Raw genomic sequence first — 26,384 nt, 5'->3', positions numbered from 1 at the left:
TCGCCAGGTGGACCGGAGATTGCGGTTGGTGTACAGCTCTTGCAAAATCTTGGCAATAGCGACGGCCGAGTCCTAGGCTGAGCCGGCCGGCGGGACGGATCCCGCACCGGCACCTGGGAGGTGGCGTGGACAGCCTGGCAATGCACATCTCGAACGGAATCATCAACGGTCCCGTGGCGGCGGCGTTCGGGGCGCTGGCCCTGGCGGCGCTCGCGCTGTGCGTGCTCCGCGGTCGGCAGGACCTCGACGACCGGCTCGCCCCGATGGCCGGGCTGGTCGCCGCGTTCATCTTCGCCGTCCAGATGCTCAACTTTCCGATCTTCACCGGCGCGGTCAGCGGCCACCTGCTCGGCGGGGCACTCGCCGCCGTCCTGGTCGGACCCTGGGTCGGGGCGCTCTGCGTGGCGGTGGTGCTGATCGTCCAGTCGCTGATCTTCGGCGACGGCGGGGTGGCGATGCTCGGCCTCAACATCACCAACATGGCGCTGATCGGTGTCGCGGTCGCGTACCTGCTGATCGCGCTCCTGCTGCGGATCCTCCCCCGTACCGTGACCGGACTGGGCGTGACCGCGTTCGTCGCCTCGGTGCTGAGCGTGCTGGTCGCCTCGCAGGGCTTCGTCCTCCAGTACTGGCTCGGCGGCACCACCGACGTCGGCAGCAGCCTCGGCGGGCTGGCCGGCACGATGGCCGGGGTGCACCTGCTGATCGGCGTCGGCGAGGGTCTGATCACCGCGACCACAGTGGTCACCGTGGCGAAGGTCCGGCCCGACCTGGTCTACGCGCTGCGCTCGCTGCGTCCGCTCCCGACCGCCGACCACCTGCCGCTGACCGGAGGTACCCGATGACGACCGGAGGCACCCGGATCTCGAAGCGCTCCGGCGCGTTCATCCTCGGCGGCCTGCTGGTCGCGCTCCTCCTCGCCGGGGTGGTCAGCAACTTCGCCTCGGCCCACCCGGACGGGCTCGACTCGTCGCTGCGCGAGGGCTGCACCTTCGACGCGGACGACAACATCACCGGCGGCAGTTGTCCCGCCCAGGAGGCCGAGGAGCACGAGCTGGCCGACTCGCCGCTGGCCGACTACGGGGTCCGGGGCATCGACAACACGTTCCTCTCCACCGGGCTCTCCGGGGTGCTCGGGGTGCTGATCACCTTCGCCGTCGGCGGTGGCCTGTTCTGGCTGACCCGGCGCCGCCCGACCGCCGCCCCGGCGGCAGCCACCGCCGCCGGAGCGGGCACCGGGAGCGGTACGCCGGCACCGCGCGGCACGGGTACCCCGGCACCGCGCGGCGGCGACGGGTCGACCGTGACTCCCGCCGCCGGTCGGACCGGTACCGACGGCACCGAGTAGGAGCGCCACAGATGGGAGCCGGGCACGCGCACGTGCTCTACCGGGAGCGGACGTCGGCCGTGCACCGGCTGCCACCCGAGGTCAAGATCGTGGCGATGGTGGTCTTCACCCTCGCCGTCGTCGCGACTCCCCGGGAGGCGTTCTGGGCGTTCGGCGGCTATCTCGCGCTCGTACTGCTGGTCGCCGGAGTGTCCCGGGTCGGGCTGCGCTGGCTGGCCAGCCGGTCGCTGATCGAGCTGCCGTTCGTGGTGTTCGCGTTCGCGCTGCCGTTCCTCGGCACCGGGGAGCGGGTGAACTGGCTGGGGCTGGAGCTCTCCGTCGACGGGCTCTACGGCGGCTGGAACATCCTGGCCAAGGGCACCCTCGGGGTGCTCGCCTCGCTGCTGCTCGCCGGCACCACCACGATGCGGGACCTGATCCTCGGGCTGGACCGGCTGCACTGCCCGCAGATCCTCACCCAGATCGCCACCTTCATGCTGCGCTACCTGGACGTACTGGTCGGCGAGGCGCGGCGGATGCGGGTCGCCCGGATCTCCCGGGGTGACGACCCCCGGTTCCTCTGGCAGTTGCGCGGCTTCGGCGCGGGGGTGGGCGCACTCTTCCTGCGCGCCTTCGAGCGGGGCGAGCGGGTCTATCTGGCGATGGTCTCCCGGGGCTACCAGGGGCGGATGCCGGCCGCCTGGCTCGGCACGGGTGCGGCCAGCACCCGGCACTGGCTGGTCGCGGCGACGGTGCCGCTCGCCGCGACCGGCATCGCCGCCGCCGCGGTCGTGCTGCGATGATCGGGTACGTGCACAGCACTCCCGCCGCCGACCCGCCGTCCCTGGACGTCCGCGGCGTGCGGTTCAGCTATCCCGACGGTCAGGTCGCGCTGCGCGGCGTCGACCTGACCGTCCCGCGCGGCGAACGGATCGCCCTGCTCGGCCCGAACGGCGCCGGCAAGACCACCCTGGTGCTGCACCTGAACGGGATCCTCGGCGGCGGTGCCGGCACGGTCACCGTCGGCGGGCTGACCGTGGACCGGGACCGGGCCACCCTGGCCGAGATCCGCCGCCGGGTCGGCATCGTCTTCCAGGACCCCGACGACCAGCTCTTCCTGCCCACCGTCGCCGAGGACGTGGCGTTCGGCCCGGCCAACCTCGGCCTGCGCGGCGCCGAGCTGGCCGAGCGGGTGACCGAGGCGCTGGACGCGGTCGGGATGGCCGAGCACCGGGACCGGGCGCCCCAGCACCTCTCCTTCGGGCAGCGCCGTCGGGTGGCGGTCGCGACCGTACTGGCGATGCGCCCGGAGATCCTCGTCCTGGACGAGCCCTCCTCCAACCTCGACCCGGCCGCCCGTCGCGAACTGGCCGGCATCCTGCGCCGGCTGCCGGTGACGCTGCTGATGGTCACCCACGACCTGCCGTACGCGCTGGAACTCTGTGACCGGTCGGTGATCCTGGACACCGGCCGGATCGTCGCGGACGGGCCGACCGCCGAGATCCTCGCCGACGCCGAGCTGCTCGCCCGGCACCGCCTGGAACTGCCGTACGGCTTCGACCCGGCGGTGGCCGCCCGGCAACTCGCCGCCAACGGCTAACCGCTGACCGCCGGTTCGTCGGCGTACCGTCCGCCGTTGCCGTTGCCGTTGCCGTTGCCGTTGCCGTTGCCGTTGCCGTTGCCGTTGCCGTCGCCGGCGGCGGTCGGGTCGGGTTCCTCTGCCGGCAGGGCCACCGACCAGCGGCGGGTCGGCCGTCGAGGGGCGCCCGGGCCGGCCGGACCGACGCCGGACGAGCGGCCGGTGGCGCGCAGCCGCAGTGTCCCGGCCACGGCCAGCCCGCCGCCGACCGCGATCACCGTCGCGATCAGGACCCGGGCCCACACCGCCGGCCACGGCACCGGCACCACCGAGCGGACGAGGACGGCCGCGTTCGTCACCCCGGTGAAGAGCGCCAGACAGGTACCGGCCAGCGCCAGCGCGAAGTCGCCGGACGGTCGACGGGTCAGCGCGTACGCCCCGGCGGCCAGCGCGCCCGCGCCGGTCAGGGTGGGCCAGAGCTGCCCCGTGACGAGTCCGAGCAGTATCCCGCCGAACCCGGCGTCGGCGCCCCGGGCCAGCGCGAAGCCCAGCGCCGCCACCCCACCGACGACCGCGAGTACGGCCAGCGCGGTGGTGACCCGGCGGCCGGGTCGGGAGTTGCGGGGCAGCACCCCGAGTGCCCCGATCGCCAGCGCACCGAGCAGGCCCATGCTCCACCAGGGGAGCGGGTCGGGTGGCGGCAGCCAGTCGAGCGTGCCGCGTACCTCGATGGGGTGCAGTCCGTCGCGCAGCGGCACCACCCAGTCGCGGACCCGGTGCGGCCGGTCCGGGGCGGCGGTGACCTGGGGCGGCGGCGACTCCTCCAACCAGCGGCTGCGCTGGTCGTGCCAGCGGACTACGGGCTCGGTGCCGACCCGTCGCCAGGACGGCGGCCGGGTGGGGTCGGTCCCGGCCGGCAGCGGCGTGTCCCCGGCGAGGGTCCGGTTCAGGTACGTCGCCGGGGAGGCGGTGTTCTCGTAGACGCCGTCGGGGCGGATCTCCAGGTACGGCTCCCCGGCGTAGCCCAGCACCTCGACCGTGCGACCGGTCCGGTTCTCCAGTTCGAGCCGGGCGCCGCCCTCCACCACCCGGACCCGCAGCCCCGGCAGCGCCGGAGTGACCGAGGTCACCTCGGCCCGGTAGTCGGTGCCGTCCGGGGTGTCGGCGGCGTGCGCGGCGGCCGGCGTCGCGGACCCGAACACGCCGACCAGACCCACCGCCAGGGCGATCCCGGCGCGGGCCAGCCCGCCGAGGCGACGGCAGCCGGGTCCGGGGCGGGTCACCTGCCGGCCGCCGCCACCGCCGCGCTGATCGCCTCGGCGCTGGCCTGCACCTGCTTGCCGTTGACGAGCACGGTCGGGGTGCCGGTCACTCCGGCCCGGGCAGCCTCGTCGGTCACGTGCTCGGTCCACTTCTCGAAGGTATTCTCCCGGACGCAGTTGCGGAAACTGTCCCCGGCCAGCCCGATGCTGGTGGCGACCTCGACGAGTTGTTCGTCACTGAGTCCGGCGCCGCCCTCGGGTGGCTGACGGTCGAAGAGCGCCCTCGCGTACTCCCGGAACTTGCCGCTCTGCGCCGCGCATCCGGAGGCGGCGGACGACCGGGTCGAATATTCGGTGCTGGAGAAGCGGTTGAGGAAGGCCACCGGGTGGTAGGTGACCCGGATCTTGCCCTCGGCGACGAGCTGGTCGATCGTGCCGCCGGCCTGCTGCTCGAAGGTGCGGCAGATCGGGCAGATGAAGTCCTCGTAGACGTCGACGTTGACCGGTCCGGAGCCGAGCACGATGCCGGTGCCCTCCGGGTTGGCCCCGCCCGGCGGGGTGAAGTCGCCCGAGTCCTGGCTTGCCGAGACGCCCCAGCCGATCAATCCGGCGATGACCAGCACGACGACCACGCCGACCGAGGTCCACAGGGTGCGCTTGCGACGTCGTTCCCGGGCCATCTGCTCGCGTACGACCCGGGCGGGTCGGCGTTGCCCCTTGCGGTTCCGGTCACTCATCGTCGCTCTCCTCGTCGCGGGTGTCCCGACCCAGCGCCGCGTCCACCGAGAACCGGGTACGCGGCCAGACCAGCAGGAAGCCGGCGAGCACCAGGAAGCCCACGTCGCGCAGGACCTCCGTCCCGTACGTCGGGTCCTGGCCGGCGGCGAGGTCGCCGCCGCTGCCGAAACATCCGCAGTCGATGGAGAGGCCACGGGTCCAGGCCGAGGCGATCCCGGCGATGAAGATCACCAGGAGTGCCGCCGAGATCCCGGCCGCGAGCCGGGTGGCGAGCCCGACCAGCAGGATCAGCCCGAGGGCCAACTCCACGAAGGGCAGGGCCGCCCCGATCACCACCGCCAGGTCGTACGGGAAGATCTTGTATGCGCTGACCGCCCGGCCGGAGCCGGCGAGGTCACCGACCTTGGTAGCGCCGGCGGCCAGCCACACGGCGGCGAGGCCTAGCCGGGCGGCCGTGCCGAGCCACGGCCGGGCGGCCCGCCAGCGGCGGTGGCCGGGCGCCGGGGCGCTTGCTGTGGTCCGCTCAGTCACAGTCATTAGTCGTCTTGGTCGGTGTGCGGGTTTCCGGCCCCGGTGTGGCGTCGGTCATCCGAGCCGCCGTACCGGGTGAGATCACGCTCACCAACGGTAGGGGGCATTACGGTGAGAGGTGGGCATTACCGGGCAGAACGTCGTCCGACCGGCACCCGGCTCTGGCTCGTTGGTCGAGCCGATTCGCGGGGTCTCCGCCCCTGATCGATCCCGGCCGCTGCACAAATCTGGGACCGATGTCGCGGGTTCGGGAACTTTTTCGGGTCCGCCGCCGACTATCGGTCGTGATACCTGACGGGACCGGGCTCGCGCGCCGGGCAGCCGAAAACCTGTGCGCCGTTCCGCGCGCCGGTCGCCGGCCGTCCGCCGGTCGCCGGCCGTCCGCCGATGACCGTCGGCTCGGCGTGGCCGCTCTCCTGGATGGGGCGGCCCTGCGCGACCCGGCGGCGGTCGGGCGTGGGTCGGAGCCGGCCGCAGTCGGTCGTGGGTCGGAGCCGGCGGCGGGTGGTCGTGGGTCGGAGCCGGCGGCGGGTGGTCGTGGGTCGAACCCGGCGGCGGTCGGTCGCGGTCCGGGGCCGGCGGTCGGTGATCGTCCGTCGTCGGACGGTGTGATCGAGGCGGACCCGGCGTGACCCGAGGTCGCGCGCAGCCGGGGTGGTCGGTCACGATATCGGGCATGATTGCTGCGAATCGTCGATGGTTGGCCCGCGCCGGCGCCAGTCTCGGCCTGCTGCTGGCCGCCCTCGCCCTGCTGCTGGGTCCGGCCGTCCCGGCCAGCGCGCACGCGGTACTGGTGAGCAGCAGTCCGGCCGCCGACGCGGTGCTCTCCAACTCGCCCGCCGAGGTGGTGCTCACCTTCAGCGAGAGCGTCCGCGAGGTACCGGACAAGATCCGGGTGCTCGGCCCGGACGGTAGCCGGGTGGACCGGGGCGACCCGACCTTCAACGGTGCCGTGATCACCGTCCCGGTCGACGCGTCCGGGGCCCAGGGCAGCTACCTGGTCAGCTACCGGGTGATCTCGGCGGACAACCACCCGGTGGCCGGTGCGTACACCTATTCCGTCGGCGCCCCGTCGACGCCGCCGTCCGACAGCGACGCCGACGACATCCACCCGGCGGTGGGCGCGGCGGTACGAATCTTCAAGGCCGTCGGCTACGTCGGCCTGCTGCTGCTGATCGGTCCGGTGATGGTGCTCAGCCTGCTCTGGCCCCGTCGGCTCGACCGGCGCGGCCCGGCCCGGCTGATCTGGACCGGCATCGGGCTGATCGTGCTCTCCACCCTCGCCGGGCTCTGGCTCCAGGTGCCGTACACCACCGGTGGCGGGCCGTTCGCGGTCGACGGCACCGCGCTCGGCGACGTACTCGGCAGCACCTTCGGGGCGGCCCACCTGGTGAGGCTCGGCATCCTGGCCGCGGCGGCGATCCTGCTCCGTCCGTTGATCAGCGGTCGGGCCGGCCGGGGCGACCACATCCTGCTCACCGTGCTCGGCGTGGCAGGTCTGGGTACCTGGCCGATCGCCGGGCACGCGGCGGCCTCGCCGGTGCCGGCGGTCTCGGTCGTGGTCGACGCGGTCCACCTGGCCGGCATGGCGGTCTGGCTCGGTGGACTGGTCATGCTCGGCGGGTTCCTGCTCCGCCGCGCGAACGACCGGGAACTCGACGCGATCCTGCCGGTCTGGTCCCGCTGGGCGACCGTCGCCGTCTCCGCGCTGCTGCTCGCCGGGATCGTCCAGGCCCTGATCGAGGTGGGTACGCCGTCCGCGCTCGTCTCCACCACGTACGGCCGACTGATCATCGCCAAGGTGGTGCTCTTCGCGGCGGTGATCGCGGTGGCCGCGTACTCGCGGCAACTCGTCCGGCGCCGCCTGCTGGCCGACGACCCGACCGAAGCGACCGGACCGGCCTATCCAGCCGACCCGTCCGACCCGTCCGACGAGGTGGACGAGGTGGACGACGCCGTCGCGCCGGATCGGCGGACCGACGGCGGGACGGACCAGTGGGACGCCGAGCGGGAGGACGGGGCCGGGCGGGACGGCCAGGGGTCGTCGGAGGACTCCGCACCGGAGGGCCCGGGCCACGGCCGGGACGAGCCGGCCGGCCCGGACGGCGGCGAGGAATCGGCCGCCGCAGAGCGGGCGACCCGGGGCGCCCTCCTGGCGACCGCCGCCAGAACGGTCGTCGCCGACCCACCCCGGCCCGCCGCGTCGGCCAGACGGATCCGTCGGGCGGTCTGGGTCGAACTCGCGATCACCGCGGTGGTGCTGGCCCTCTCCGCCGTACTGGTGCAGACTCCGCCGGCCAGGACCGCGGGCGAGTACGGCGACGCCGGTGGCCCCGGCTACTACACCACCACGCTGACCAGTTCGCTCTACTCGTTGCAGGTCGAGGTGGACCCGGCCGGGGTCGGCAGCAACTCGGTGCACCTCTACGCGTACACGCCGGACAACAAGCCGCTGCCGGTGGTCGAGTGGAGGGCGACGGCCGCACTGCCGGAGCAGGGCGTGGAACCCATCGAGATCCCACTGCTGCCGCTCACCGACAACCACGCCACCGGCGAGATCAGCCTGCCGACGGCGGGCAACTGGCAGCTCAGCTTCACGGTCCGGCTTTCGGACATCGACCAGGCCACGGTGACCAGCACCGTGCCCATCACCTAGAGAGGTACATCATGATCCGTCACCGTCGGGCCGCGCGCGCCGCCGCCCTCGTCCTCGGAGCAGCCGTGATCGGCGTGTTCGGGGTGGCCTCGTCGGCCTCCGCGCACGTCACGGTGAACCCGAGAGAGGCGACCCAGGGCGGTTACGGTCGCGTGGCGTTCCGGGTACCGACCGAGAGCGACACCGCGTCGACCGTCAAGCTGGAGGTGACGTTCCCCGAGGACGCGCCGCTCGCCTCGGTCTCCACCATGCCGGTGCCCGGCTGGACCGTGGCGGTCGAGAAGCGCAAGGTGGACCCGCCGGTGGAGGTGCACGGCAGCCAGGTCAGCGAGGTGGTCTCGAAGATCACCTGGACGGCGGCGGCGAACGCCGGGATCAAGCCGGGAGAGTTCCACGAGTTCCCGGTCTCGATGGGGCCGCTGCCCGAGGTCAAGCAGCTCGTGTTCCGGGTCGTCCAGCACTACTCGGACGGCAACACGGCGCGCTGGATCGAGCCGCCGGCCGCCGACGGTACGGAGCCGGAGAACGACCCCGCCCCGGTTCTGAAGCTGCTTCCGGCGGCCGGGAACGGCACTCCGGCGAGCGCCGGCCCGGCCGTGGTGCAGCAGCAGCCGGCATCGTCGAACGAGGACGACGGAGACGGGGCCGCCCTGGGCCTGGCGATCGCGGGCCTGGTCGCCGGCCTCGCCGGCCTGGCGCTGGGCGGGCTGGCATTCGTGCGTACCCGACGGGAGGCCACGCCGCCCGCCGCCTGATCGCACGGCACCTCCGCACCCACCGGTGTCCTCGCTGGCCCGTCGGCAGAACTGCCGACGGGCCAGCGGCGTTTTAAGTCAATAATCCGGGTTGAAGCGATTTCGCTCGGTATGGTCGTCGGGTACTGCGACCCCTGCCGCCGGTCGTGCGACGTCATCGGCGGTACCGCGACCGGAGGGAACGAGACGGTATGCGCTTCGTGCGGCTGATCGCCGGGATACTCCTGCTCACGATCGGACTGCCGGTGCTCCTCGTCGGCGGTGCACTGTGGACACTCTCTGAACAGCGGGGCGGCGACGGGGCCTTCGCCGGCACCCTGGACCGGATCGAGACCGGCGGGCACGCCGTCGTCGTACCCGACCTGGCCGCGATGCTGCGCCGGGACGCACCCTTCGTACGCGCCGGCCGGACGGGGCTGCGGGTCGTGGCGCGTACCGGGGCGGAGCCGGCCTTCCTCGGCCTCGCGCCCACCGCCGAGGTCGCCACCTACCTCGCCAAGTCGCCGTACGCCCGGCTCGACCGGGTCAGCGTGACCCGGGGCAGCCTGCCGGTACGCGTCGGTCCGGCCGACGAGCCGGCTACGGCAGCCGCCCCCGCTCTCCCCGGCGAGCAGGGACTCTGGCTCCGCAGCGGCCTGGGCACACTGGACCTGACCGTCGACGACGTACGCGCACCCCGGCTCAGCCTCGTCGTCATGCGCCCGGACGCGGGAGCCGGCGTCGTCGCCGACCTGCGCGCCGAGGTACGCCCCGGCTGGCTCGACCCGGTCGCCTGGAGTTCCCTGGCCGTCGGCGGCCTGCTGGTGCTCTTCGGGATCGCCCTGCTGGCCCGGCCGATCCGTCCCCGCGAGGTGGTCTTCGTCGTCGAACCGAGCCAGATACCGGCGCTCACCGCCCGGCTCGGCATCGCCGCCCTTAACGAGATCGGACACCGCAGCGAGCGGAGGAGAGTGGAGCGTCCAGCGGAAGTGCCGGCCCAGGTCGGCAGTGGGCCGGAAGAGGCGCGGAGCCGTCCGGTGCCGTCGAGGCGACCCGCGACGCTGGCGGACGTGGTGACGCCGGCCGGCGGCGTCACGGTGGCGTGGCCGGGTCCAGGGGCCTCGTCGCGCCTGGTCTGGCCGCCGATGAACCCGCCGGACCCTGTGCGGTCGTCGGATTCTGTGGCGTCGTCGGCCCCTGTGGCGTCGTCGGCCCGTGTGGCGTCGTCGGCCCGTGTGGCGTCGTCGGATCCTGTGCGGTCGTCGGATTCTGTGGAGTCGTCGGCCCGTGTGGAGTCGTCGGCCCGTGTGGAGTTGTCGGAACCTGTGCGGTCGTCGGGCCTGGCTGGGTGTTCGGATTCTGCTGGGTCGTCTGGGCCGGTTGGGTCGCCAGGCTCGGTGGTGGCGGCGCAGTCCGCCCGCGCGCCAGCACCGGCACCGGCCCCCGCGCCGGTACCCACGCCACCGCCCGCACCGGTGCCGGCACCCTCGCCGACGCCGCCGTTGCCGGCCCCGGCGCCGCCGATGCCGGCACCGCCCAGGCCGGCCCCCGTCCCAGCGGCCAGCGTCGCCCCGAGACAGGCCGGCGCGCCGACCACGGTACGTGCGGGATCGCGGGACGACCGGCCGGTTCCGGTGCAGCCCGTACCGGAGGCTGAGGACCTGTCCGGGCTGCTCTCCGGCGAGGAGGAGCGTGTCCGGCGGGTCGCGCTGCGTCCGGCGACCCCGGGAGCGGCAGCCTACGATGCCGACCAGCCGCGTACGGGGCGTACCGGGCTGAACCGGCCGAGGGGCTACGAGCCGGCGACCAGATCGGCCGCGATGGACGCCCCGACAGGGCGGAACGGTGGCAACGCCGCCCCGGCCTACCCGCAGGATCCGGTCCGGGAGAACGAGCCGGCCGGCCTGGGGCACGACATCAGGCGGTCCAGTCCGAATCCGGCGCCCCGCTGACCCCAAGTCCGCGGCCCTGTTCCACCTTGTGCGGGCCTGGGCCGGGCTGACCGAGCGCGCTGCCCACGATCCCGAGGGCGCCGATCGCGAGCTGCGGGTGCTCGTCGCGAGCCGAGGGCTGAGGGCCGAGGGCTGAGGGCTGAGGGCCGAGGACGCTGGTCGCGAGTCGGCTTCACTGATCGCGGGTCGGCTGGGGGTTGGGCTGTGCCGACCGCGAGGTGGGTTTCGCCGCTGGCGTGTCTCCGACCGGGTGACCCTGTCGAGGGAACGCGAGGGGACGCGAGGGAACGAACGGCGGGTGGCCCCCCGCGCTGCCGACACGGGGGGCCACCTTCACCGGGGGATCGGTGTACCGAAGGGACGTTTCAGATGTGTCCCTAGATTAACCGCATCGAGGCGTACTAGATAGATCTGTCCATTTGGCGCAACTTCTGCTACTGCCGGCTACTTGGTTCATGTTTCGGGGTGTCGGCTTCCGTGCCCGTACCCGGTGACGCCCGGCGGATCGGCAGCACGAAGAGCAGCAGCAGCGCGAAGAGCACGTAGAGGTTGCGCAGCAGGAACTCGCCGGGCGCGTCCGTCCGGTCGAAGGCGCGTCCCCAGTCGTAGTACGAGACCACGCCGTACACGATCGCGGCGGTGAGCAGCGCGGCGAGCGCCAGCAGCGCGAACCTGCGGCGGCGGCCGGCCCGGCCGTCGGGCGGATCGGGCGGCTGTGCTCCGCTGGACCGTAGTCCGGCGTCGACCAGCACCACCACGGCGGGAATGAACCAGTACGCGTGATGGGTCCAGGTGATCGGGCTCACCAGGACGGCGACCAGACCGGTCAGGGTCAACCCGGCGAGTTCGTCACCGGCCCGGGCAGCCCGGGCGGCCCGCCACAGCCCGTACGCCGCGACGGCGACCACCAGCACCAGCCAGAGCACCTGGTTGGGTTCTCCGGGCGTGGTGAAGCGGCTGAGCAGCCCGAAGAGCGACTGGTTGCCGGTGTAGTCGGGCCGGCCCACCCGGTCGGTCAGCCAGAGCTCGTGGGTCCAGAACCGCCAGGAGTCGCTCGGGGCGATGGCCGCCGCCAGCAGCGTCGCGACGGCCGCCGTCGCGGACGAGACCAGCGCCGCCCGCCACCGCCGGGTGACCAGCAGATAGACGATGAAGATTCCCGGATAGAGCTTGAGCGCCGTCGCCAGCCCGATCCCGACGCCGGCCCAGCGCGAGTTCCGGGGTACGGCGAAGAGCAGGTCGGCCAGGACCAGCACCACGAGCAGCATGTTGATCTGCCCGAAGATGATGGTCTCCCGGGTGCTCTCCACGGCGAAGGCGAGTGGTACGGCGAGTCCGGCCGCGAACCACCGGGACACCCCGCGCCGATCGGCGACCGCCGAGACGAGCCACCAGGTGGTCACCAGCAGGGCCAGTACGGTCAACACGGTGAAGATGGCGGCGGTGGCCCCGATCCGCAGCCCGGCGAAGGGACGCAGCAGCAGGGCCGTGAAGGGCGGGTAGGTGAAGTACAGCTGGCCCTGCAGATCGTCTGCCTGCACGTAGTCGTACAGCGGGTTCCCGTCCGCCCACCACCGCATCGCGCTCATATAGATCTTGAGATCGTAGAAGTTGTGCGGGGTGCTGAGCAGATAGAGCAGCGGCACCGCCGCGGCGACCAGCACCACGACGATGATCTGGCGTGCGGTGCGGCCGCCGGGATCGTCCTCGTCGGTGGCGGATGGCACGGGGGGATCGGCTGGCACGGGAAAACCCTAGCGGTCCGTTCTGTCCACAGCGTTGAGGCGCGGTTGCCGAGGCTACGCGTAGTCTGATCGTCGTGGCTGATCTTCTCGTCTGGGTCGACTGTGAGATGACCGGGCTCGACCTCGGCAAGGATGCCTTGATCGAGGTTGCCGCGCTGGTCACGGACCGTGACCTCAACGTGCTCGGTGAGGGTGTGGACGTGGTGATCCACGCCGACGAGCAGGCGCTGGCCGGCATGCCGGAGATCGTGCAGGCGATGCACGAACGCTCCGGCCTGACCGAGGAGGCCCGCCGCTCGACGGTGAGCCTGCGCGAGGCCGAGGACCTGGTGCTGGAGTACGTCACCTCGTTGGTCAAGGACCCGCGTACGGCACCGCTCTGCGGCAACTCGATCGCCACCGACCGTGGCTTCCTGGCCCGCGACATGCCGCGACTCGACGCGCACCTGCACTACCGCATGATCGACGTCTCGTCGATCAAGGAGTTGTGCCGTCGCTGGTACCCCCGGGTCTACTTCGGGCAGCCGGCCAAGGGGCTGGCCCACCGGGCCCTGGCCGACGTCCGGGAGAGCATCCGGGAGCTCGAGTACTACCGCCGGACGATCTTCGTACCGCTGCCCGGCCCGGACGTCGACGCCGCCAAGGCCATCGCCGCCGAGCTCTGAGGGCCTCGGCCCGGCGTTCCCGCCGTCGTCTCGGACAGGGTGCAACCCGGTCGACGGCGGGGGGAGGGGTGTGGCTATCATTGGTCGTCGCCCTGCCGGATCCGCTGATCCGGTTGTGGCGGATGTTCCTGATCAAACTGAACATGGTGGCTGTAGCTCAGTTGGCAGAGCACCGGGTTGTGGTCCCGGGTGTCGTGGGTTCAAATCCCATCAGTCACCCTCATGCCGGATCTCGCGATCGGCAGGTCGAGACAAGACCCCCTCCTCCGAGGGGGTCTTGATCGTTCTGGGGCAGGTAACCGCGATCGATCCGAGGCCCGCTCCCGCTCCCGCTCCTGCTTCCGCGAGACGCCCTCGCCCGCTCCGGACGGTTCCGGGAGGGCTAGGGCGTCTTCGGTGGGCGGTGGGCGGTGGGGGCGGGCTTGTCGCCGGTTCAGCCCGTGACGGTGCCGGTGGTCGGCTCGGTGGTCGGCGCGGTCGCCGTCTCGCCGACCGGGATCGCGCTGCCCTTGACGTACTCGTCCCAGCTCATGTTCCAGTCGGTCCAGCCGTTGCCGTTCTGCAGCTTGCGCTCGGTGCCCTTCACCACGATCGGGTCGCCGACCCGGGTCTGGTTGAACAGCCAGCTCGCGTTGGCGGTGGACATGTTGACGCAGCCGTGCGACACGTTCGTACGCCCCTGCGAGGCGACGGACCAGGGCGCCGCGTGGATGAACTCGCCACCCCAGGTGAGCCGCTGGGCGTACTCGATGTCGGTGATGTAGCGGTTGGCCGGGTTCGGATCGTCCATGGTGTTGAAGACGGTCTTCTTCAGCTTCTCGATGACCACCATCGTGCCGCTCGAGGAGGGGGTGCTCTTCTTGCCGAGGCTGACCGGGATGGTCTTGATGACCTTCCCGTCCTTCTTGACCGTCATCTTCTTGGTCTTGTTGTCGACGGTCATCACCACCGCAGGCCCGGTCTTGATGTCGACGGTGAGGTCGGACCGGCCGTACCAGCCGTCGCCCATCGGCAGCCCGCCGGCCTGGATCTTGTAAAAGATCTTGGTGTTGGCCTTCCAGTACGTCTTCGGGCGGTAGCGCACCTCGGTCGGGCTGACCCAGTGCCAGATCCCCTCCTGGGCCGGAGTGGCCTGCACGGTCATCCGACGCTGCACGTCGTCCCGGTAGTCCTCCGGTACGGCCCGGCTGAACTTGACGATCAACGGCATGCCGACCCCGACCGTCTGGCCGTCGCCGAGGAAACTGGTCACCCGGATCTGCTTGCCGGGCTTGGCCATGGTGGTGAAGGTGCTGGTCGTCGTCGCCGGCTTGCCGTCGTCGCCGGTCGCGGTCACGGTCGCGGTGTACGTCGTACCGTATTCGAGCGCCTTCTCCGGCAGCCACGTCCCGGTGGCGGTGAGCGCACCCTTGACGGCCTCACCGGCCGCGTTCTTGACCTCGACGGTCGTCTCGACGGCGTCCTTGCTGCTGAAGGCGATCTCCGCCGAGGCGGGTACGTCCTTGGCGTCGGCCGCCGGCGCGGTGATCGTCGCGGAGGCCTTCGGCTGCTGCTCGGCCTCGCTGCCGCCCTGGAACGAGGGCCCGGCGCCCTTGTCGCCGTCGCCGGTGCAGGCGGTCGCGGTGACCGCCAGGGCCCCGGCGATCAGGACCGAGGCGAGGGCACGCAGCGGCGCGGGTCGTCGTACCCGCGTCGCCGGACCCCGGTCGGAGGTACCACGGGTCATCTGATTCCGGCCTGGTCGCATGATCCCCTCACACTGCTGTTTTCCACAGCTGTACCCACTCGGTCCCCACGGTCATCCTCTCCCAAAGACGTCCGTGAGCAAGTTTTCGTTTCCTCCCGTGCCGTAGAACACCATCGGATCAGGTCGATTCAACCGGTTGGTACCTCAATGTCGACCGAAGTCGTCCTCGATCCGTCCTCGATCCGTCGCCGGTCGGTCGTCGGTCGGTCGTCGGTCGGTCGTCGGTCCGTCGCCGTGCTGGCCCAGGTCAGGCGCCCAGGTCGGCGGGGACCGGCAGGGCGCTGCCCTTGACGTACTCCTGCCAGGGCAGGTTCCAGGCGGTCCAGCCGTTCCCGGAGACCAGCTTCCGCTCGGTACCGGTGATCGTCACCGGGTCGCCGGTCTTGGTCTTCTCGAAGAGCCAGCGGGCGTTCGCGGTGGAGACGTTGACGCAGCCGTGCGAGACGTTGCGTCGCCCCTGGTCGCCGACCGACCACGGAGCGGCGTGGATGTACTCCCCGCCCCAGGTCAGTCGCTGGGCGAAGTCGATGTCCGTCACGTACCGGTTCGCCGGGTCCGGGTCGTCGCGGGTGTCGAAGACCGTGGACTCCTTCTTCTCCATCACCACCATGGTGCCGCTCGACGACGGGGTGCTCTTCTTCCCGAGGCTCACCGGGATGGTCCGGACCACCTTGCCGTCCTCGATGACGGTCATCTTCTTGGTCTTGTTGTCGACCTTCATCTCGAACCTGTTGCCGATCTTGGCGGTCGCCTTGCGGTCGACGTTGCCGTACCGGCCGTTGCTTAGCGGGATGCCCTCCAGCCCGATCCGTACGCTCAGCGTCGTCCCCGGCTGCCAGTACTCCGGCGCGCGGTAGTAGGCCTGGGTCCCGTTGGAGACCCAGTGCCAGGCGCCGGGCTGCGGCGGGTCGGAGTCGACGAACATCCGCTGCTGCACCTTGGCCCGGTCCTTCTTGGCGATGCCGGGGGAGAACTCCACCACCACCGGCATGGCGACGCCGTAGGTCTTGTCGTCGAAGAGGTAGAGGCCGGAGCCGATCACCGACCTCGGCTTGGCCATGGTGGTGAACGAGGTGGTCTTGGTCTCCGTCTGGCCGGAGGGAGAGGTCGCGGTGACCTGCGCGGTGTAGGTCTTGGCGTACTTCAGCGGCGCCGCCGGCACCCAGGACGAGCCGTCCGGCCGCATCGCGCCCCGGACCGCGCCGCCTCCGGCGAGGGTCAGGCTGACGTTGCTGATCTTCCCGCCCTTGACGCTGGTGCCGATCTCGATGCTCACCGGCTGCTTCTTGGCGCCGCTGGCCGGGGTGATCGCGAACTCGAGCGGCTCGGCGGGTGGTGTCGGGGTCGCAGACGCTCCGGCCGCCCCGCCGTCACCGCTCACGAACTGCGGCTTCTCGTCTCCGTCGCCGCCACACGCCGCCAAACCCAGCGGCGCGCCGACCACCAGAGCGATGATCATCGCCCAGGTGCGCGTGCTCCTGCCCATCCCCACCTCGGTCCACTCGAATCCCGGGAGACATCGTGCACTATCGGGGCCACAGTTTTGACCCCGGACGCCAAACCTATGGGAGGAATGCCCGTTTTGCCGGCTCGGGCCGGCTCCTCGTCGCAGGAAGGGGAACTGGTTGGAAGCTCCTCCCGCAGCCGTGTTAGGGTTTCTCCCGTTGTCAGCGAGCGCCGCTAGCTCAACTGGCAGAGCAGCGGACTCTTAATCCGCGGGTTCGGGGTTCGAGTCCCTGGCGGCGCACCAACGATCAAGGCCCTGACCTGGCACTTCACGCCGGATCGGGGCCTTCTTCATGTTCGTGTCGGTGGATGGGTGCTCGGCGGGTGATCGGGAGCGGTCGGACCGCTCCGCGTCTGCAGGGACAGGTGCTATGCCAGTGGACATCTCCTGGGCTGGGGGAGGGTCGGGGGGCGGGCATTGGCGCCGTGTCATCGCAGGTAGATGTGCAGATGGCGACTGAGAGCGACAGACTGCATATCCCGCTGCGGCGTGCCCACCCCCGTTGATCCATTGATAGCTACGGTTTCATCCACGCCATGGGTCGACCGACCTGTCGGTGCAACTGATTACCCTGGCGACGTGGCAATTGACTCGGCTCCTCCCGGCCTCGGCGATTGGGCAATCGTCAAGCAAGTTCGGAACCCCTGGGGGCAGGTGCCCCTCACCGCGGGGGGCCGGTCCCTGCGCGGACGTGCACGTGACTACATGGACAAGTTGCTGCGCCTGCAGACGGCGGAGGACCCAGTCAGCCGCCGACACCACTACGTCCCGAGGGCGTACCTTCGAGAGTGGTCATTTGATGGCAAACGGGTGCGGGCTCTCGATACAGTCACAGGTGTGGTGAGGTCACTCGGTCTTGCTGACATTTGCGTCGAGGAGAACTTCTACCGCGTCGTCGGCCCCGACGGTGCTGCCCACAATCGGGTGGAGCTGCTTTTTGGCGTCGCGGACGCCGAGCTACGACGGGTGCAGACCTTGTTCAGCCAGCTCCAAGACCCGGACGAGCTGGAGTTCGATGATCTAATCGCGCTCGGAGTCTCGATGGCTATCCAGCGCATGCGCACGCCTCAACAGCGAAGACTTCGTCAACAGCATAACGCATGGCTCGTCGCGCAGAATCCGCACGAGTTCAAGGAGATGAACGATCCCGAGAATCCGTACTCGGCAGCAGGTATCCACACCGAGTTGTTGTTCTCGGCAATGTGGGACGCCGCCGATGTGCTTACGACTCGGCAGATCGAGGTGTGGCACGACGTCAAGGGCCGGTTCATGACATGTGATGCTCCGGTGGTGGTCCCGTACCGACACAACTTGCGCCCAAGCCTCGTCGCCACTCCATACGTTATCTGGCCGGTTAGTCCACACCGCGTCATTGCTCTCAGTAACGACCTCCTGGGCGAGAAAGCCGTCATACGTGAAGCGACCGGCAAGCTGGTAGGCATCGTGCGCGACGGCGTGGAGCAGGGCCGGGAGCGCATGATCTTCTCGAGCGGAGAGCAGCGTGACCGGCTGCCTCGGGCCAAGAAGTTCCGGCGACGGCCACAGGTGCGGCTTCATTGCTCCCAGTGGACGCCCCAGGGCGAACACGTGGACCCTCCTGGCTGCTGTGTAGAGCAGTCCGAGGCATTTGCGGTTGGCCCGGATGTCGCCCTCTGCGACCAGGGGCTTCACCTCCCCGCGCCGAACATGTGGTCGTACAAGTAGCGGGAGCGGACCAAATGACATATGGACTGGTCCAAACGCAGGAGGCCGTAGTTGTTATCCGTAAGGCATGATGCTGTGCGTGGAGCCGTATCCTGAGGACACAGACCGTCGACAGGGGCTGACGAGAGTCACCGAGATGGCAATATCGGCCGTGCCGGGCGTCGGCGGGCCTCTGCAGATCGCATTCACTGAAGCCGCCGGCCGGCGCCTCGCGGATCGGCGTAGCCGGTGGCTCAATGGTCTCGCCGAGAAGGTGCACCGTCTCGGCGACAAGTTGGGCGACTTCGAACAACTCATGAGCAACGATGCATTTATGGATGCGCTAACTACAGCCTCACAGATCGCCGACCGGACCTCGCGAACCGAGAAACTGGCACTACTCCGTAACGCGGTTGTTAACGCGGTGCTTCCCGATGCTCCGGATGGCGACACTCAACAGCTTTTCTTCGGCATGATCGATCAGTTCACCCCGACGCATGTGCGGCTGTTGAAGCTGCTCTCTGATCCGCCAGGCTGGTTCGACCGCCACCAAGTCGCACGACCGAACATCACCATGGGGTCGAAGAAGGCGATCATTGAGGCAGGCATGCCCGAGCTCGGTGGTCGTCAGGACTTGATAGACCGGTACGCGGCAGCACTAACCAACGCCGGTCTAGTCGGTCAATCGCTGTCGGGAATTATGACCCAAGGGGGGTTGTGGGGAGTAGCGACCACGCCGCTCGGTACCGAGTTTTTAACCTTCATCACTGACCCGGAAAACGCAGGCTAACCAGAGGCCTGGCGTTGCAGAACAGCTGTGCCTATCGGCAGACCGAAAGAGCCGAGGGCGCGGCTGCCGCGAGTTGAGTGCTGCTCACTTCGCTAGGGTTTGGCGAAGTGGAGCCGGATGCCCTATCGGCGATACTCTATCTAGTGCAGGTTATAGCGTCGAGGTAGGCACAGTGTTCCAGCACCTCGTGGTCCGTTGCGGTGAGGTGGCCGTACTCGTCGAGGAAGGTGTCGCGTAGGTCGGGGCGGAGGGGCCAGGCGCGGGTGGCGAGGCGTACGAGGTTGCGGGCGGGCAGGTCGTACCGGCTGTGCTCGAAGTCGATCAGGCGAACAATGCCGTCGTTACCGTAGATCATGTTGCGGGGCATGAAGTCGAGGTGGCACGGCAGGGCCGGTAGCGGGGCGAGGTCTTGGAGGGCTCGCATGTGGGCGCGTACCTCGGCCCGGTCGCTAGGCGTTATCCGGTCTCCGGCTCGGTGAATCCAATACTCGGATCGATCGGCGAGCCAGGCTGTCCAATCCGGCTCCAGCCTCGGCGGTCCGGCGGCGTGAAGCGTCTTGAGTAGCCGCCCGGCTTGGCGGTATGCATCCTGCTCGGCCTCGGGGCAAAGTCTTCGCTGGTTCAGCGGTACACCTGGCACGACCGTGATGATGATCGCGGGCGGATCGTCGGCTGTCGCGAGTAGGCGGGGGGCTTGGTCACCGAGGGCCAGAACCCAGGCCCGGTAGGCATGTACCTCCTGCGTGTGCCGTTCTTGGCTGCGGTGTGGTTTGACTATCACCTCCCCGTGCTCGGCGGTCGAGGCGCGGAGCAACTGAGTACCTGCATGGCCCGGGTGCCACGTCACGGGCACCGCGTCGGTGTCGAGAAGACGCCGGCAGAGTTGGAGGAGGTCGGTGCTGCTCATCGCCCGGGTTCGAGGTGGCGGGTGTCGTTGTGGGCGACGAGTTGCCAAATGGTGCGGCCGAACCGGTTGGTCGGTCGCTGCCACCGGGTGACCGAGGCGTGGTCGGTGACGAAGCCGAGCCGCAGGCAGGCGTCCTGGGGGAGTGTGAAGAGTAGGTTGTTGGCGGCCTCGATGGTCTCGCCGTGGGCGGCGATGAGGATTCGCTGGCCCTCGTGCCGGGCGAGGATCTCCTGTAGGGCTTTGGTTGACCGGTCGAGGTATTGGTTCCACGTTTCGGACCCGTCGGCGTATGGGGCGTCGGGGGCGTGTTGGGGCGGGCCCTGAAAGGTGGTCTTGACGTCCGCCCACGGGCGGCCATCGGCGTCGCCGTGGTGAGGCCCGCGAAGTTTCGCCTCAACGGTGGGCGGTAGGTGGAGAGCCTTCGTGATGATCTCGGCGGTCTGGACTACCCGGAGTCGGGGGGTGGAGTAGAAGACCGCATACGGGCGGGTTGCGTGCTCGGCAGCCAGCCGGGCAGCGAGCCGTGTGACCTGGTGGCGCCCCCGGTCGGTCAGTCCGGTGCAGCCGCGTTCGCCGCCGACGATTCCGGCGACGTTGCAGGCGGCTTCGCCGTGGCGGGCGATGACGAGTTCGGTGGTTGGGGCCATCGGCCGGGCTCCTTCAGGGCGGTCAGGTCGGCGTGAAGGCATCGGGCCACGGGCGGACGGTGGGCCACGGGTGCCGGTATCCGTTGGTGCCGAGGTAACGGAGGGTCAAGAGGTGGTGCAGTTCGGCGTACTGCCGCAATTCGTCAAGGTCGCAGACGTTCGGCGTGATTGCGGCTCGGTAGGCATCGACGCAGTTCATGATGGTCTGCTGGCGGAGTCGGCCGAATGTCATCGAGGCGGTAACTAGCAGGCCGGCCAGGTCGTAGCCGAAGGGGGCGAGGGTGAGATCGTCGAAGTCGACGACGGCGACGCTCTCTCCCTCAACGAGGTAGTTGCGAACGTTCGGGTCCTTGTAGAAGGCCGCAGGCCGGCCAGTCCGGTCGAGAAGAGCGTCCAGCGCGGCTAGGTCTACGCCGGTGACACGGGCGGCCCGATGCAGCGCCTCCCGACGCGGCCCGGTGAAGTCGGAAAGCACCAGCCCGGTCGGCGTGGCGTGCGGTTGATCGAGGCGTGCGGAGTGCAGCTCTCTCCGGTACGCGCCGTCGTGCAGCCGACCGAGCGCGGACGCCACGCGAGGCAGGTCGGGCACCTCGGGTGTCCGGCCCGGCAGTCGCTCGAAGGCCAGGTGACGACTCGTCCGTGTGACCAGGTGCGGGAGGCGGACCCCGGACTCCAACGACGTGAGCCAGGCGTAATGGGCCGCCGCTGCCGAGCAACGTTGTGGGTCGTCATACCGCTTGAGGAAGAGGTTGCTGGTCATGGCCGTGCCGCCAGGGCGTAGCTGACGGTGGACCGGGTCGGATACGGCGGTACGGGCAGCCGTTTCCGGAGGATCGCGGCCAGGTCGGCTGGCCCGCCCACAGGGTGGATTCGGTATTTCGGGGTCGTGGCGAGGTATCGGGCGAGGTGCGTGGCGTCCGCGAACTCGAAGACGTGCTGCTCGTGCAGGACATCGAGCACGGCGAGATGAGTGGCGGCGATGTTGACCAGGTTGCCGCTGTGGAAGCTCTCGTAGAGGCTCGGCTGGCTGACAGCGTCGGGGTCGAGGTTCGCTGCTTGGACGAGATGATCGAGCTCGGCGTAACTGTCCAGCGACTTGGTCACCAGGACGGCGACACCCCCGGGACGGAGGCAGCGGGCGATCTCCGCGACTCCGGCGGCCGGCGTGGTCGAGTGATAGAGACAGAACGCGGCTACCGCCGCGTCGGCCATCGAATCGGGCAACGGTAGGTGGTGGAAGTCGGCGCAGACCGCCGAGCCGACCTCGTCGGCCTGGGCCAGCCGGGTACGGACGGTGTCCAGCAGTGCGGCCGAGGCGTCGACCGCGATAAGCCGTCGAGGGCGGAGACTGGCAGCGATCCGGAGCGTGGTGGTGCCTCGCCCGCAGCCGATGTCGAGCACGACCGCACCGGGCGAGGTCCGCTGGGCGAGTAGGTCGACGACGACTTGGGCGACGTTTCGCCCAGCGATCTTGGCTTGGCGTAGCGCGCGGGTGCGTTCTGCGAGCCGGTCGTCGGTGCAGTACAGGTCGCCGTGGACCAGCGCGGGGTCGAGGAACGGGTTAGCCGACATCGGTCGCCTCCCGTCCCGGCCCGGTTACGTCATCGGCTGGGCCTGTTGTCGTAGCCGGTCGAGCAGTCGGTTGGCTTGCCGGCGGTTGCGCAGTGAGATCAGTCGGACGTGCGGCCCGTGTTCCCAGATGAGGGTCTCGACCCGGGGCCGCATGGTGCGTCGGTAGCCGAGGATGTAGCGGACGAAGTTCCAGGTGATTCGGTCGTATACGCCGTCGGCCTGGTGCTGGCCGCCTCGGTAGCGCCAGTGTCGTTGGGCGATGCCCCAGAGGCAGGTCAGGGCGGGTAGGTCGAGGAAGATCACGGTGTCGGCGGCGGCCAGCCGGATGGGTAGGGTGCCGGCGTAGTTGCCCTCGATGACCCACCGCTCGCTGGCCACGAGTTTCTCCTGCTGGGCAGCGAACTCGTCCTGGGGCAGCGGGTTCCACTGCTCGTCGTAGTAGATCGAGTCGAGGTGGGTCAGCGGCGCGTCGAGGATGTGGGCCAATTGCCGGGCGACGGTGGATTTGCCGCTGCCGCCGCAGCCGATGATGGCGATCCTGTCCATGGTCCTCCAGAGTAGGGGCGGGACGGGGTGAGGTCGGGTGGACACGGCGGGTCATGACGGCACCCGGTCCGATCGGTGCAGAAGACGATTGAGTACGTCGAGTTGGGCGGAGAGCCGGAACGGGGCGAGACGGCGCAGGCAGTCGGCGATCAGGTCGGCGTGGTTGCTGGTGCCGGCGATCTCGGCGAGCCAGCCGACCCGGTCCCGTACGTCGGTGGCGTCGGTGACGTGCAGGCTCGCCGGTACGAGTCCGGCGGCGCTTCGGATGGTGGTGGGCAGGAGTGTGGCGCAGCCGGCGAGGATCGCTTCGAAGATTCGTTGGGTGATCTGGCCGACACGGGCGTAGCGGTCGGGTAGTAGCAGCACGGTGGCGAGGGCGTTGGTGTGGATCTCGGTGACCTGCGGGAACGGGACCCGGTCGATGAAGTTGAGGCCGGGCCAGCGGTTGGTCTCGGGCCACTTGCCGGCGATCAGGTGGGGTAGCTGCGCGGCGGCGGGCGCGAAGAAGGTGTCGAAGGCGTCGTCGCGGTCGTACTGGTTGCCGACGTATACGAGTGAGGTCGGCCGGGGGTGGGCTGCGAGTGCGGCGGGACTGGCGGTGTCGATGGCAGCGTCGGCGACGGGGAAGAGCAGCGGCACCGCCCCTGGGCTCGGGTGCAGCGCGGGCTCGCAGACCGTGACGTGGTTGAGCTGGCGGAGTGGGTCGTGCGGGTCGAGCTGTCGGTCCTTGTCCCAGATGATCGTCGGGATGCCGAGTTTGTGGGTGTAGTGGGTGAGGAGTTCGGCTTGCCGGTGTAGGTCGCAGGTGTGGCCGGGCCGACCGCAGGGGGTGGTGTTGCGGCCGGGGATGGGCCAGCGCCATTCGAGGAACAGGACGTCGATGTCGGGCAGGTCGATGTTCCACCGATAGTGCTCGGTGAGGTCGTTCCTGGCTTCGTCCAGGTCGCGGTTGCGCTGGAGGAACAGGATCTCGTGGCCGGTGTGGCGTAGGCCGTCGATGAGTGTGCGGCGGTGGCTGCGTCCGCCGTCGGGGGTGTCGAGGATGCCGGGGCCGAGGAATCCCCAGCAGCTGTAGCCGATCAGCACTTGGTCACCCACCAGCCTTCGATGAGCAGAGCGTCCAGGCCGGTTGCGGTGAGGCAGGCGAGCGCCATGTCCGGAGTACCGCAGATTGGTTTGCCCTTGACGTTCAGCGACGTGTTGATCAGGACGGGGTGTCCGGTGATCTGGCCGAACGCGGTCAGGACGTCGGCGAGGAACGGATGCTGTGCGTGGGTGACGGTCTGCGCCCGGGCGGTGCCGTTGGCGTGGACGATCGCGGGTAGGTAGGTGCGGGTCAGGTCGGTGACGGGGGCTGCGATGGACATGTACGGCGAGGGTTGACGCAGCTGGACGTAGTCGGCCGCCTTGTCAGCGAGGATGACCGGGGCGAACGGCCGGAACGGTTCGCGGAACTTCACGGTGGCGTTGAGCCGGTCCACGACGCCGGGTGAGAGGGGTGAGGCGAGGATGGACCGGTTGCCCAGCGCGCGTGGCCCGGCCTCCAGCGGGCCGGCGAAGAGCCCGACGATCGCCCCACTGGCGAGCCGCTGGGCAAGGTGGTGGACCGGATCGTCCAGGCGTTCGGCGGCCAGGCCGGGGCGCGGTTCGGTGTGCAGGGTCAGCTTCGGGTACGCCGGGCCGAGGTAGCAGCGCTGTTCGACGCCGGTGGGTGGCCGGCCGGTGGTGTCGAGCCAGGCGGCTGCTGCCGCGCCGATGGCGGTGCCGGAGTCTCCGGGCGCGGGCGGTACGTGCACCTCGTCGACGATGCCGGCCTGGGCGATGAGTCCGGCGGCGACGCAGTTCATCGCCACGCCGCCACCGAGGCAGAGCAGGCCGGACCCGGTCAGCCGGGCGGCTCGCTGGGCCAGGTGCAGCATCACCTGCTCGGTCCGTTCCTGGAGTGCGGCGGCCAGGTCGGCGTGCACGAGTTCGACCGGTGCGCCCGGCAGGCGGGGCGGGCAGGTGGCGGCGGCAAACGCCGGTGTGATCCGGCCGTACCGGCTGGAGAGCACCCGCAGCGGCAGCAGGGTCGGGTCGAGGGTGAAGGCGTTCTCGGTGAGGCGGATCGCTCGGCTCATCAGGTCGTGGAAGCGTTCCGGGTTGCCGAGCGCGGCCAGTGCCATCACTGTGCCTTCCTCGTCACCCCGACGCCAGCCCAGGTGCTCGGTGACGGCGCCGTAGGCGTAGCCGAGCGATGCGGGGTCGTCGACCGCATCGTGCAGGGCGAGTCGGAAGGGTCGGGCGTCGTGCTGTGCGGCGTGCCAGCTGGTGGTGGTCTGGAGTTCGCCGAGGCTGTCCACGATCAGAACGGCCGCGTCGTCCACCCCGGCGGAGAGGAAGGCGTAGAGGGCGTGCGCGCGGTGGTGCTGTATCGGGCGGAGCCGGGCGTGCGGGAACCGTCGGGACAGGTCCCGCATCCTGGCCTGGTAGCGGCGGCGGACGGTGAGGAAGCTGCGAGCACGGGGCACCGCCCGGGCGCGAGTCACGGAGGCGGCCAGATGTGCGGGCAGTTGACCGAGAGCGGGCAGGTAGCGGCGGCCGTCGAAGTTGTACGCGACTGTCGTCACCTGGTCCGCGGTCAGCCCAGCCTCGGCCAGAAGCCAGGCGACGGCGTTGGCTGGGTATGCCTTGCTGTGCTTGACCCCGTCGAGTCGCTCCTCTTCGGCGAAGCCGATCAAGTGTCCGTTGACCAGGAGCGCGGCGGCCGAGTCGTGCGTGTACGCGCACAGGCCCAGCACGACGTCGGCGTGGCGGCTGTCCGGTCGCGCCCTCATCCTCGTGCGTCCTGCGTGGCTGTGGCGACGGTCGGGGCGAGGCGGTCGTACCAGCTTGAGAGCGCGTGGCCGAGTGGGTCGGGGGTGGCGGCGGCCAGCTTCCGCGCCTGGTCCCGGTCGCCTGCCTTCCAGGATCGGTAGCTGCTGAGGGTCCGGCCGAAGGCGTCCCAGGTCGGCCCGTCGGTTGAGGCGGTGGCGCCGGAGATCACGCGTTGGAGAAGGGTGTCCAGGTCCGGCCACGACACGGTGACCGGCGGCAGTTCGGCGTCGCCGGGCAGACCGTGCAGGCATGCGGCGGCCGCTTCGGTGTTGTTGGCATAGAGGTGCAGGGAGTCGACGTGGTGGTGGTATTCGCCCAGGTCGACGCCGAGCCAGCCGGCCATCAACTCGTGAATCAAGGTCGTGGTGAAGATGTCGTAGGGGAAGCCGAGCCACAGGTCCTGGCTGCGCATGCTGGTGTGCATTGCGAGCCGGCCCTGGCGGATGAAGAAGCGGTAGCCGAGGGTGCAGGGCACGTCGCGGTATCCCCGGTGGTCGCGGGACGGGTCGTAGAGCTGGATGACCGCTCGCCGGGAGTTCCGGTCGGCGTGCAGTTGGCGTCGTACGGCGTCGAGTTGGTCGATCGTGGCGTCGAGCTGGTCGATCCGGCCGCCCCACCGGCGCAGTCGTGGGCCGTAGGCGCCGCGGAGCACGCCGTCGTCTGCGTACTGGCGGAGGTTGTCGTTGTAGTCGAAGATCCATGGGTCGTCGGAGCCGGAGAGGATCCACAGCGCCTCGGCAACGGTGAAGGCCGGGTTGATCACGCGGGCTGGTGGTACGTGGACGATGCGTCGTCGGGGATTCGTCAGGCAGAGGTGGGCGCCGATGACCTCGGTGGTGGCGTGGTCGCGTGGGGATGCGGCGCGACCGTTGAGTAGTACGGCCTGGCAGGCGGCGGTGAAGAGTTCGCTGGCCGAGTCGGCGGTAAGAACGATCATGAA

The 26,384-nt window shown here is 70.1% G+C and carries 24 protein-coding genes and 2 tRNA genes; 12 read left to right on the top strand and 14 right to left on the bottom strand.

All coding sequences use genetic code 11. From position 1 onward, the window contains the following. Positions 1-125: 125 nt before the first annotated feature. From C6361_RS12955 to C6361_RS12940, 4 genes are read left to right on the top strand one after another with little or no spacing between them, the layout of a single operon-like run. Entirely contained in the window at positions 126-845 is a 720-nt protein-coding gene (locus C6361_RS12955; protein WP_199853340.1) for an energy-coupling factor ABC transporter permease, read from the top strand. Then, complete coding sequence (locus tag C6361_RS12950) at positions 842-1,348, top strand: PDGLE domain-containing protein (protein ID WP_369931385.1); 507 nt, start codon at positions 842-844, stop codon at positions 1,346-1,348. Before C6361_RS12955 ends, C6361_RS12950 begins: the two co-directional genes overlap by 4 nt. 11 nt (positions 1,349-1,359) lie before the next feature. After that, on the top strand, positions 1,360-2,130 hold the full coding sequence (gene cbiQ / locus C6361_RS12945) for a cobalt ECF transporter T component CbiQ (protein WP_107267897.1): 771 nt from the start codon (positions 1,360-1,362) through the stop codon (positions 2,128-2,130). Further along, positions 2,127-2,927, top strand: coding sequence for an energy-coupling factor ABC transporter ATP-binding protein (locus tag C6361_RS12940; protein WP_107258210.1), 801 nt, complete (start codon positions 2,127-2,129; stop codon positions 2,925-2,927). The genes cbiQ and C6361_RS12940 overlap by 4 nt, the downstream gene beginning before the upstream one ends. On the opposite strand, the gene C6361_RS12935 is transcribed toward C6361_RS12940, so the two are convergent. Genes C6361_RS12935 through C6361_RS12925 form a run of 3 tightly spaced genes read right to left on the bottom strand, consistent with a single transcriptional unit; the run spans position 2,924 to position 5,443 of the window. Then, entirely contained in the window at positions 2,924-4,189 is a 1,266-nt protein-coding gene (locus C6361_RS12935; protein WP_199853339.1) for a hypothetical protein, read from the bottom strand. The genes C6361_RS12940 and C6361_RS12935 overlap by 4 nt on opposite strands. Next, positions 4,186-4,905, bottom strand: coding sequence for a thioredoxin domain-containing protein (locus C6361_RS12930; RefSeq protein WP_107258211.1), 720 nt, complete (start codon positions 4,903-4,905; stop codon positions 4,186-4,188). Before C6361_RS12930 ends, C6361_RS12935 begins: the two co-directional genes overlap by 4 nt. After that, positions 4,898-5,443 (bottom strand): DoxX family protein, encoded by a 546-nt coding sequence (locus tag C6361_RS12925; protein ID WP_107267896.1) that lies wholly within the window; start codon positions 5,441-5,443, stop codon positions 4,898-4,900. The genes C6361_RS12930 and C6361_RS12925 overlap by 8 nt, the downstream gene beginning before the upstream one ends. 661 nt (positions 5,444-6,104) lie before the next feature. Here C6361_RS12925 and C6361_RS38145 point away from each other — a divergent pair. The 3 genes from C6361_RS38145 (at position 6,105) to C6361_RS37600 (ending at position 10,779) form a co-directional block, all read left to right on the top strand. Next, positions 6,105-8,093 carry a copper resistance protein CopC gene (locus C6361_RS38145; RefSeq protein ID WP_234359599.1) on the top strand — a complete coding sequence of 663 codons (1,989 nt, stop codon included), beginning with the start codon at positions 6,105-6,107 and terminating at the stop codon, positions 8,091-8,093. 11 nt (positions 8,094-8,104) lie between these two features. Continuing rightward, positions 8,105-8,848, top strand: a complete 744-nt coding sequence (locus C6361_RS12905; protein ID WP_107267894.1) for a YcnI family protein — start codon at positions 8,105-8,107, stop codon at positions 8,846-8,848. A gap of 191 nt (positions 8,849-9,039) precedes the next feature. After that, positions 9,040-10,779 (top strand): hypothetical protein, encoded by a 1,740-nt coding sequence (locus C6361_RS37600; protein WP_199853338.1) that lies wholly within the window; start codon positions 9,040-9,042, stop codon positions 10,777-10,779. Between the two features lie 434 nt (positions 10,780-11,213). On the opposite strand, the gene C6361_RS12895 is transcribed toward C6361_RS37600, so the two are convergent. Further along, positions 11,214-12,524, bottom strand: coding sequence for a glycosyltransferase family 87 protein (locus tag C6361_RS12895; protein ID WP_107267893.1), 1,311 nt, complete (start codon positions 12,522-12,524; stop codon positions 11,214-11,216). Between the two features lie 68 nt (positions 12,525-12,592). Here C6361_RS12895 and orn point away from each other — a divergent pair, with 68 nt between their 5' ends. Both orn and C6361_RS12885 read left to right on the top strand, forming a co-directional pair. After that, positions 12,593-13,189: an oligoribonuclease gene (gene orn / locus C6361_RS12890; RefSeq protein ID WP_107267892.1), complete on the top strand. Its 597-nt coding sequence runs from the start codon at positions 12,593-12,595 to the stop codon at positions 13,187-13,189. A gap of 146 nt (positions 13,190-13,335) precedes the next feature. Continuing rightward, a tRNA-His gene (locus tag C6361_RS12885) sits at positions 13,336-13,408 on the top strand. A 214-nt stretch (positions 13,409-13,622) separates the two neighbouring features. Here the strand turns inward: C6361_RS12885 and C6361_RS12880 are convergent. After that, on the bottom strand, positions 13,623-14,915 hold the full coding sequence (locus C6361_RS12880; RefSeq protein WP_369931384.1) for an Ig-like domain-containing protein: 1,293 nt from the start codon (positions 14,913-14,915) through the stop codon (positions 13,623-13,625). Between the two features lie 268 nt (positions 14,916-15,183). Further along, positions 15,184-16,422 (bottom strand): Ig-like domain-containing protein, encoded by a 1,239-nt coding sequence (locus C6361_RS12875; protein ID WP_107267890.1) that lies wholly within the window; start codon positions 16,420-16,422, stop codon positions 15,184-15,186. A gap of 188 nt (positions 16,423-16,610) precedes the next feature. Between C6361_RS12875 and C6361_RS12870 the strand changes: the two genes are divergently transcribed. The 3 genes from C6361_RS12870 (at position 16,611) to C6361_RS12860 (ending at position 18,916) form a co-directional block, all read left to right on the top strand. Next, positions 16,611-16,686 (top strand) — tRNA-Lys (locus tag C6361_RS12870). A gap of 462 nt (positions 16,687-17,148) precedes the next feature. Beyond that, a complete protein-coding gene (locus tag C6361_RS12865; RefSeq protein ID WP_159079307.1) occupies positions 17,149-18,147 on the top strand; it encodes a DUF4238 domain-containing protein in 999 nt (332 codons plus the stop codon). A gap of 67 nt (positions 18,148-18,214) precedes the next feature. Further along, a complete protein-coding gene (locus tag C6361_RS12860) occupies positions 18,215-18,916 on the top strand; it encodes a hypothetical protein (protein WP_107267888.1) in 702 nt (233 codons plus the stop codon). A 136-nt stretch (positions 18,917-19,052) separates the two neighbouring features. Here C6361_RS12860 and C6361_RS12855 read toward each other — a convergent pair whose 3' ends face one another. The 8 genes from C6361_RS12855 to C6361_RS12820 are packed head-to-tail and all read right to left on the bottom strand — an operon-like array spanning position 19,053 to position 26,381. Next, positions 19,053-19,823 (bottom strand): phosphotransferase enzyme family protein, encoded by a 771-nt coding sequence (locus C6361_RS12855; RefSeq protein WP_107267887.1) that lies wholly within the window; start codon positions 19,821-19,823, stop codon positions 19,053-19,055. Beyond that, the gene (locus tag C6361_RS12850; RefSeq protein WP_107267886.1) at positions 19,820-20,470 is read right to left on the bottom strand and encodes a histidine phosphatase family protein; all 651 of its coding nucleotides are present in this window, start codon (positions 20,468-20,470) and stop codon (positions 19,820-19,822) included. The genes C6361_RS12855 and C6361_RS12850 overlap by 4 nt, the downstream gene beginning before the upstream one ends. A gap of 22 nt (positions 20,471-20,492) precedes the next feature. Beyond that, on the bottom strand, positions 20,493-21,230 hold the full coding sequence (locus C6361_RS12845; protein ID WP_107267885.1) for a phosphotransferase: 738 nt from the start codon (positions 21,228-21,230) through the stop codon (positions 20,493-20,495). Continuing rightward, positions 21,227-22,042: a class I SAM-dependent methyltransferase gene (locus C6361_RS12840; RefSeq protein ID WP_107267884.1), complete on the bottom strand. Its 816-nt coding sequence runs from the start codon at positions 22,040-22,042 to the stop codon at positions 21,227-21,229. Before C6361_RS12840 ends, C6361_RS12845 begins: the two co-directional genes overlap by 4 nt. Positions 22,043-22,066: 24 nt before the next feature. Continuing rightward, the gene (locus C6361_RS12835) at positions 22,067-22,588 is read right to left on the bottom strand and encodes a topology modulation protein (protein ID WP_107267883.1); all 522 of its coding nucleotides are present in this window, start codon (positions 22,586-22,588) and stop codon (positions 22,067-22,069) included. A 51-nt stretch (positions 22,589-22,639) separates the two neighbouring features. Next, positions 22,640-23,686: a hypothetical protein gene (locus tag C6361_RS12830; RefSeq protein WP_107267882.1), complete on the bottom strand. Its 1,047-nt coding sequence runs from the start codon at positions 23,684-23,686 to the stop codon at positions 22,640-22,642. Further along, the gene (locus tag C6361_RS12825; RefSeq protein WP_107267881.1) at positions 23,668-25,404 is read right to left on the bottom strand and encodes a carbamoyltransferase C-terminal domain-containing protein; all 1,737 of its coding nucleotides are present in this window, start codon (positions 25,402-25,404) and stop codon (positions 23,668-23,670) included. The genes C6361_RS12830 and C6361_RS12825 overlap by 19 nt, the downstream gene beginning before the upstream one ends. Further along, positions 25,401-26,381 carry a thymidylate synthase gene (locus C6361_RS12820; protein ID WP_107267880.1) on the bottom strand — a complete coding sequence of 327 codons (981 nt, stop codon included), beginning with the start codon at positions 26,379-26,381 and terminating at the stop codon, positions 25,401-25,403. Before C6361_RS12820 ends, C6361_RS12825 begins: the two co-directional genes overlap by 4 nt. Positions 26,382-26,384: the final 3 nt, after the last annotated feature.

The sequence above is a fragment of the Plantactinospora sp. BC1 genome (assembly GCF_003030345.1).
Lineage (GTDB): Bacteria > Actinomycetota > Actinomycetes > Mycobacteriales > Micromonosporaceae > Plantactinospora.
This window is presented reverse-complemented; position numbering and strand designations above follow the sequence as displayed.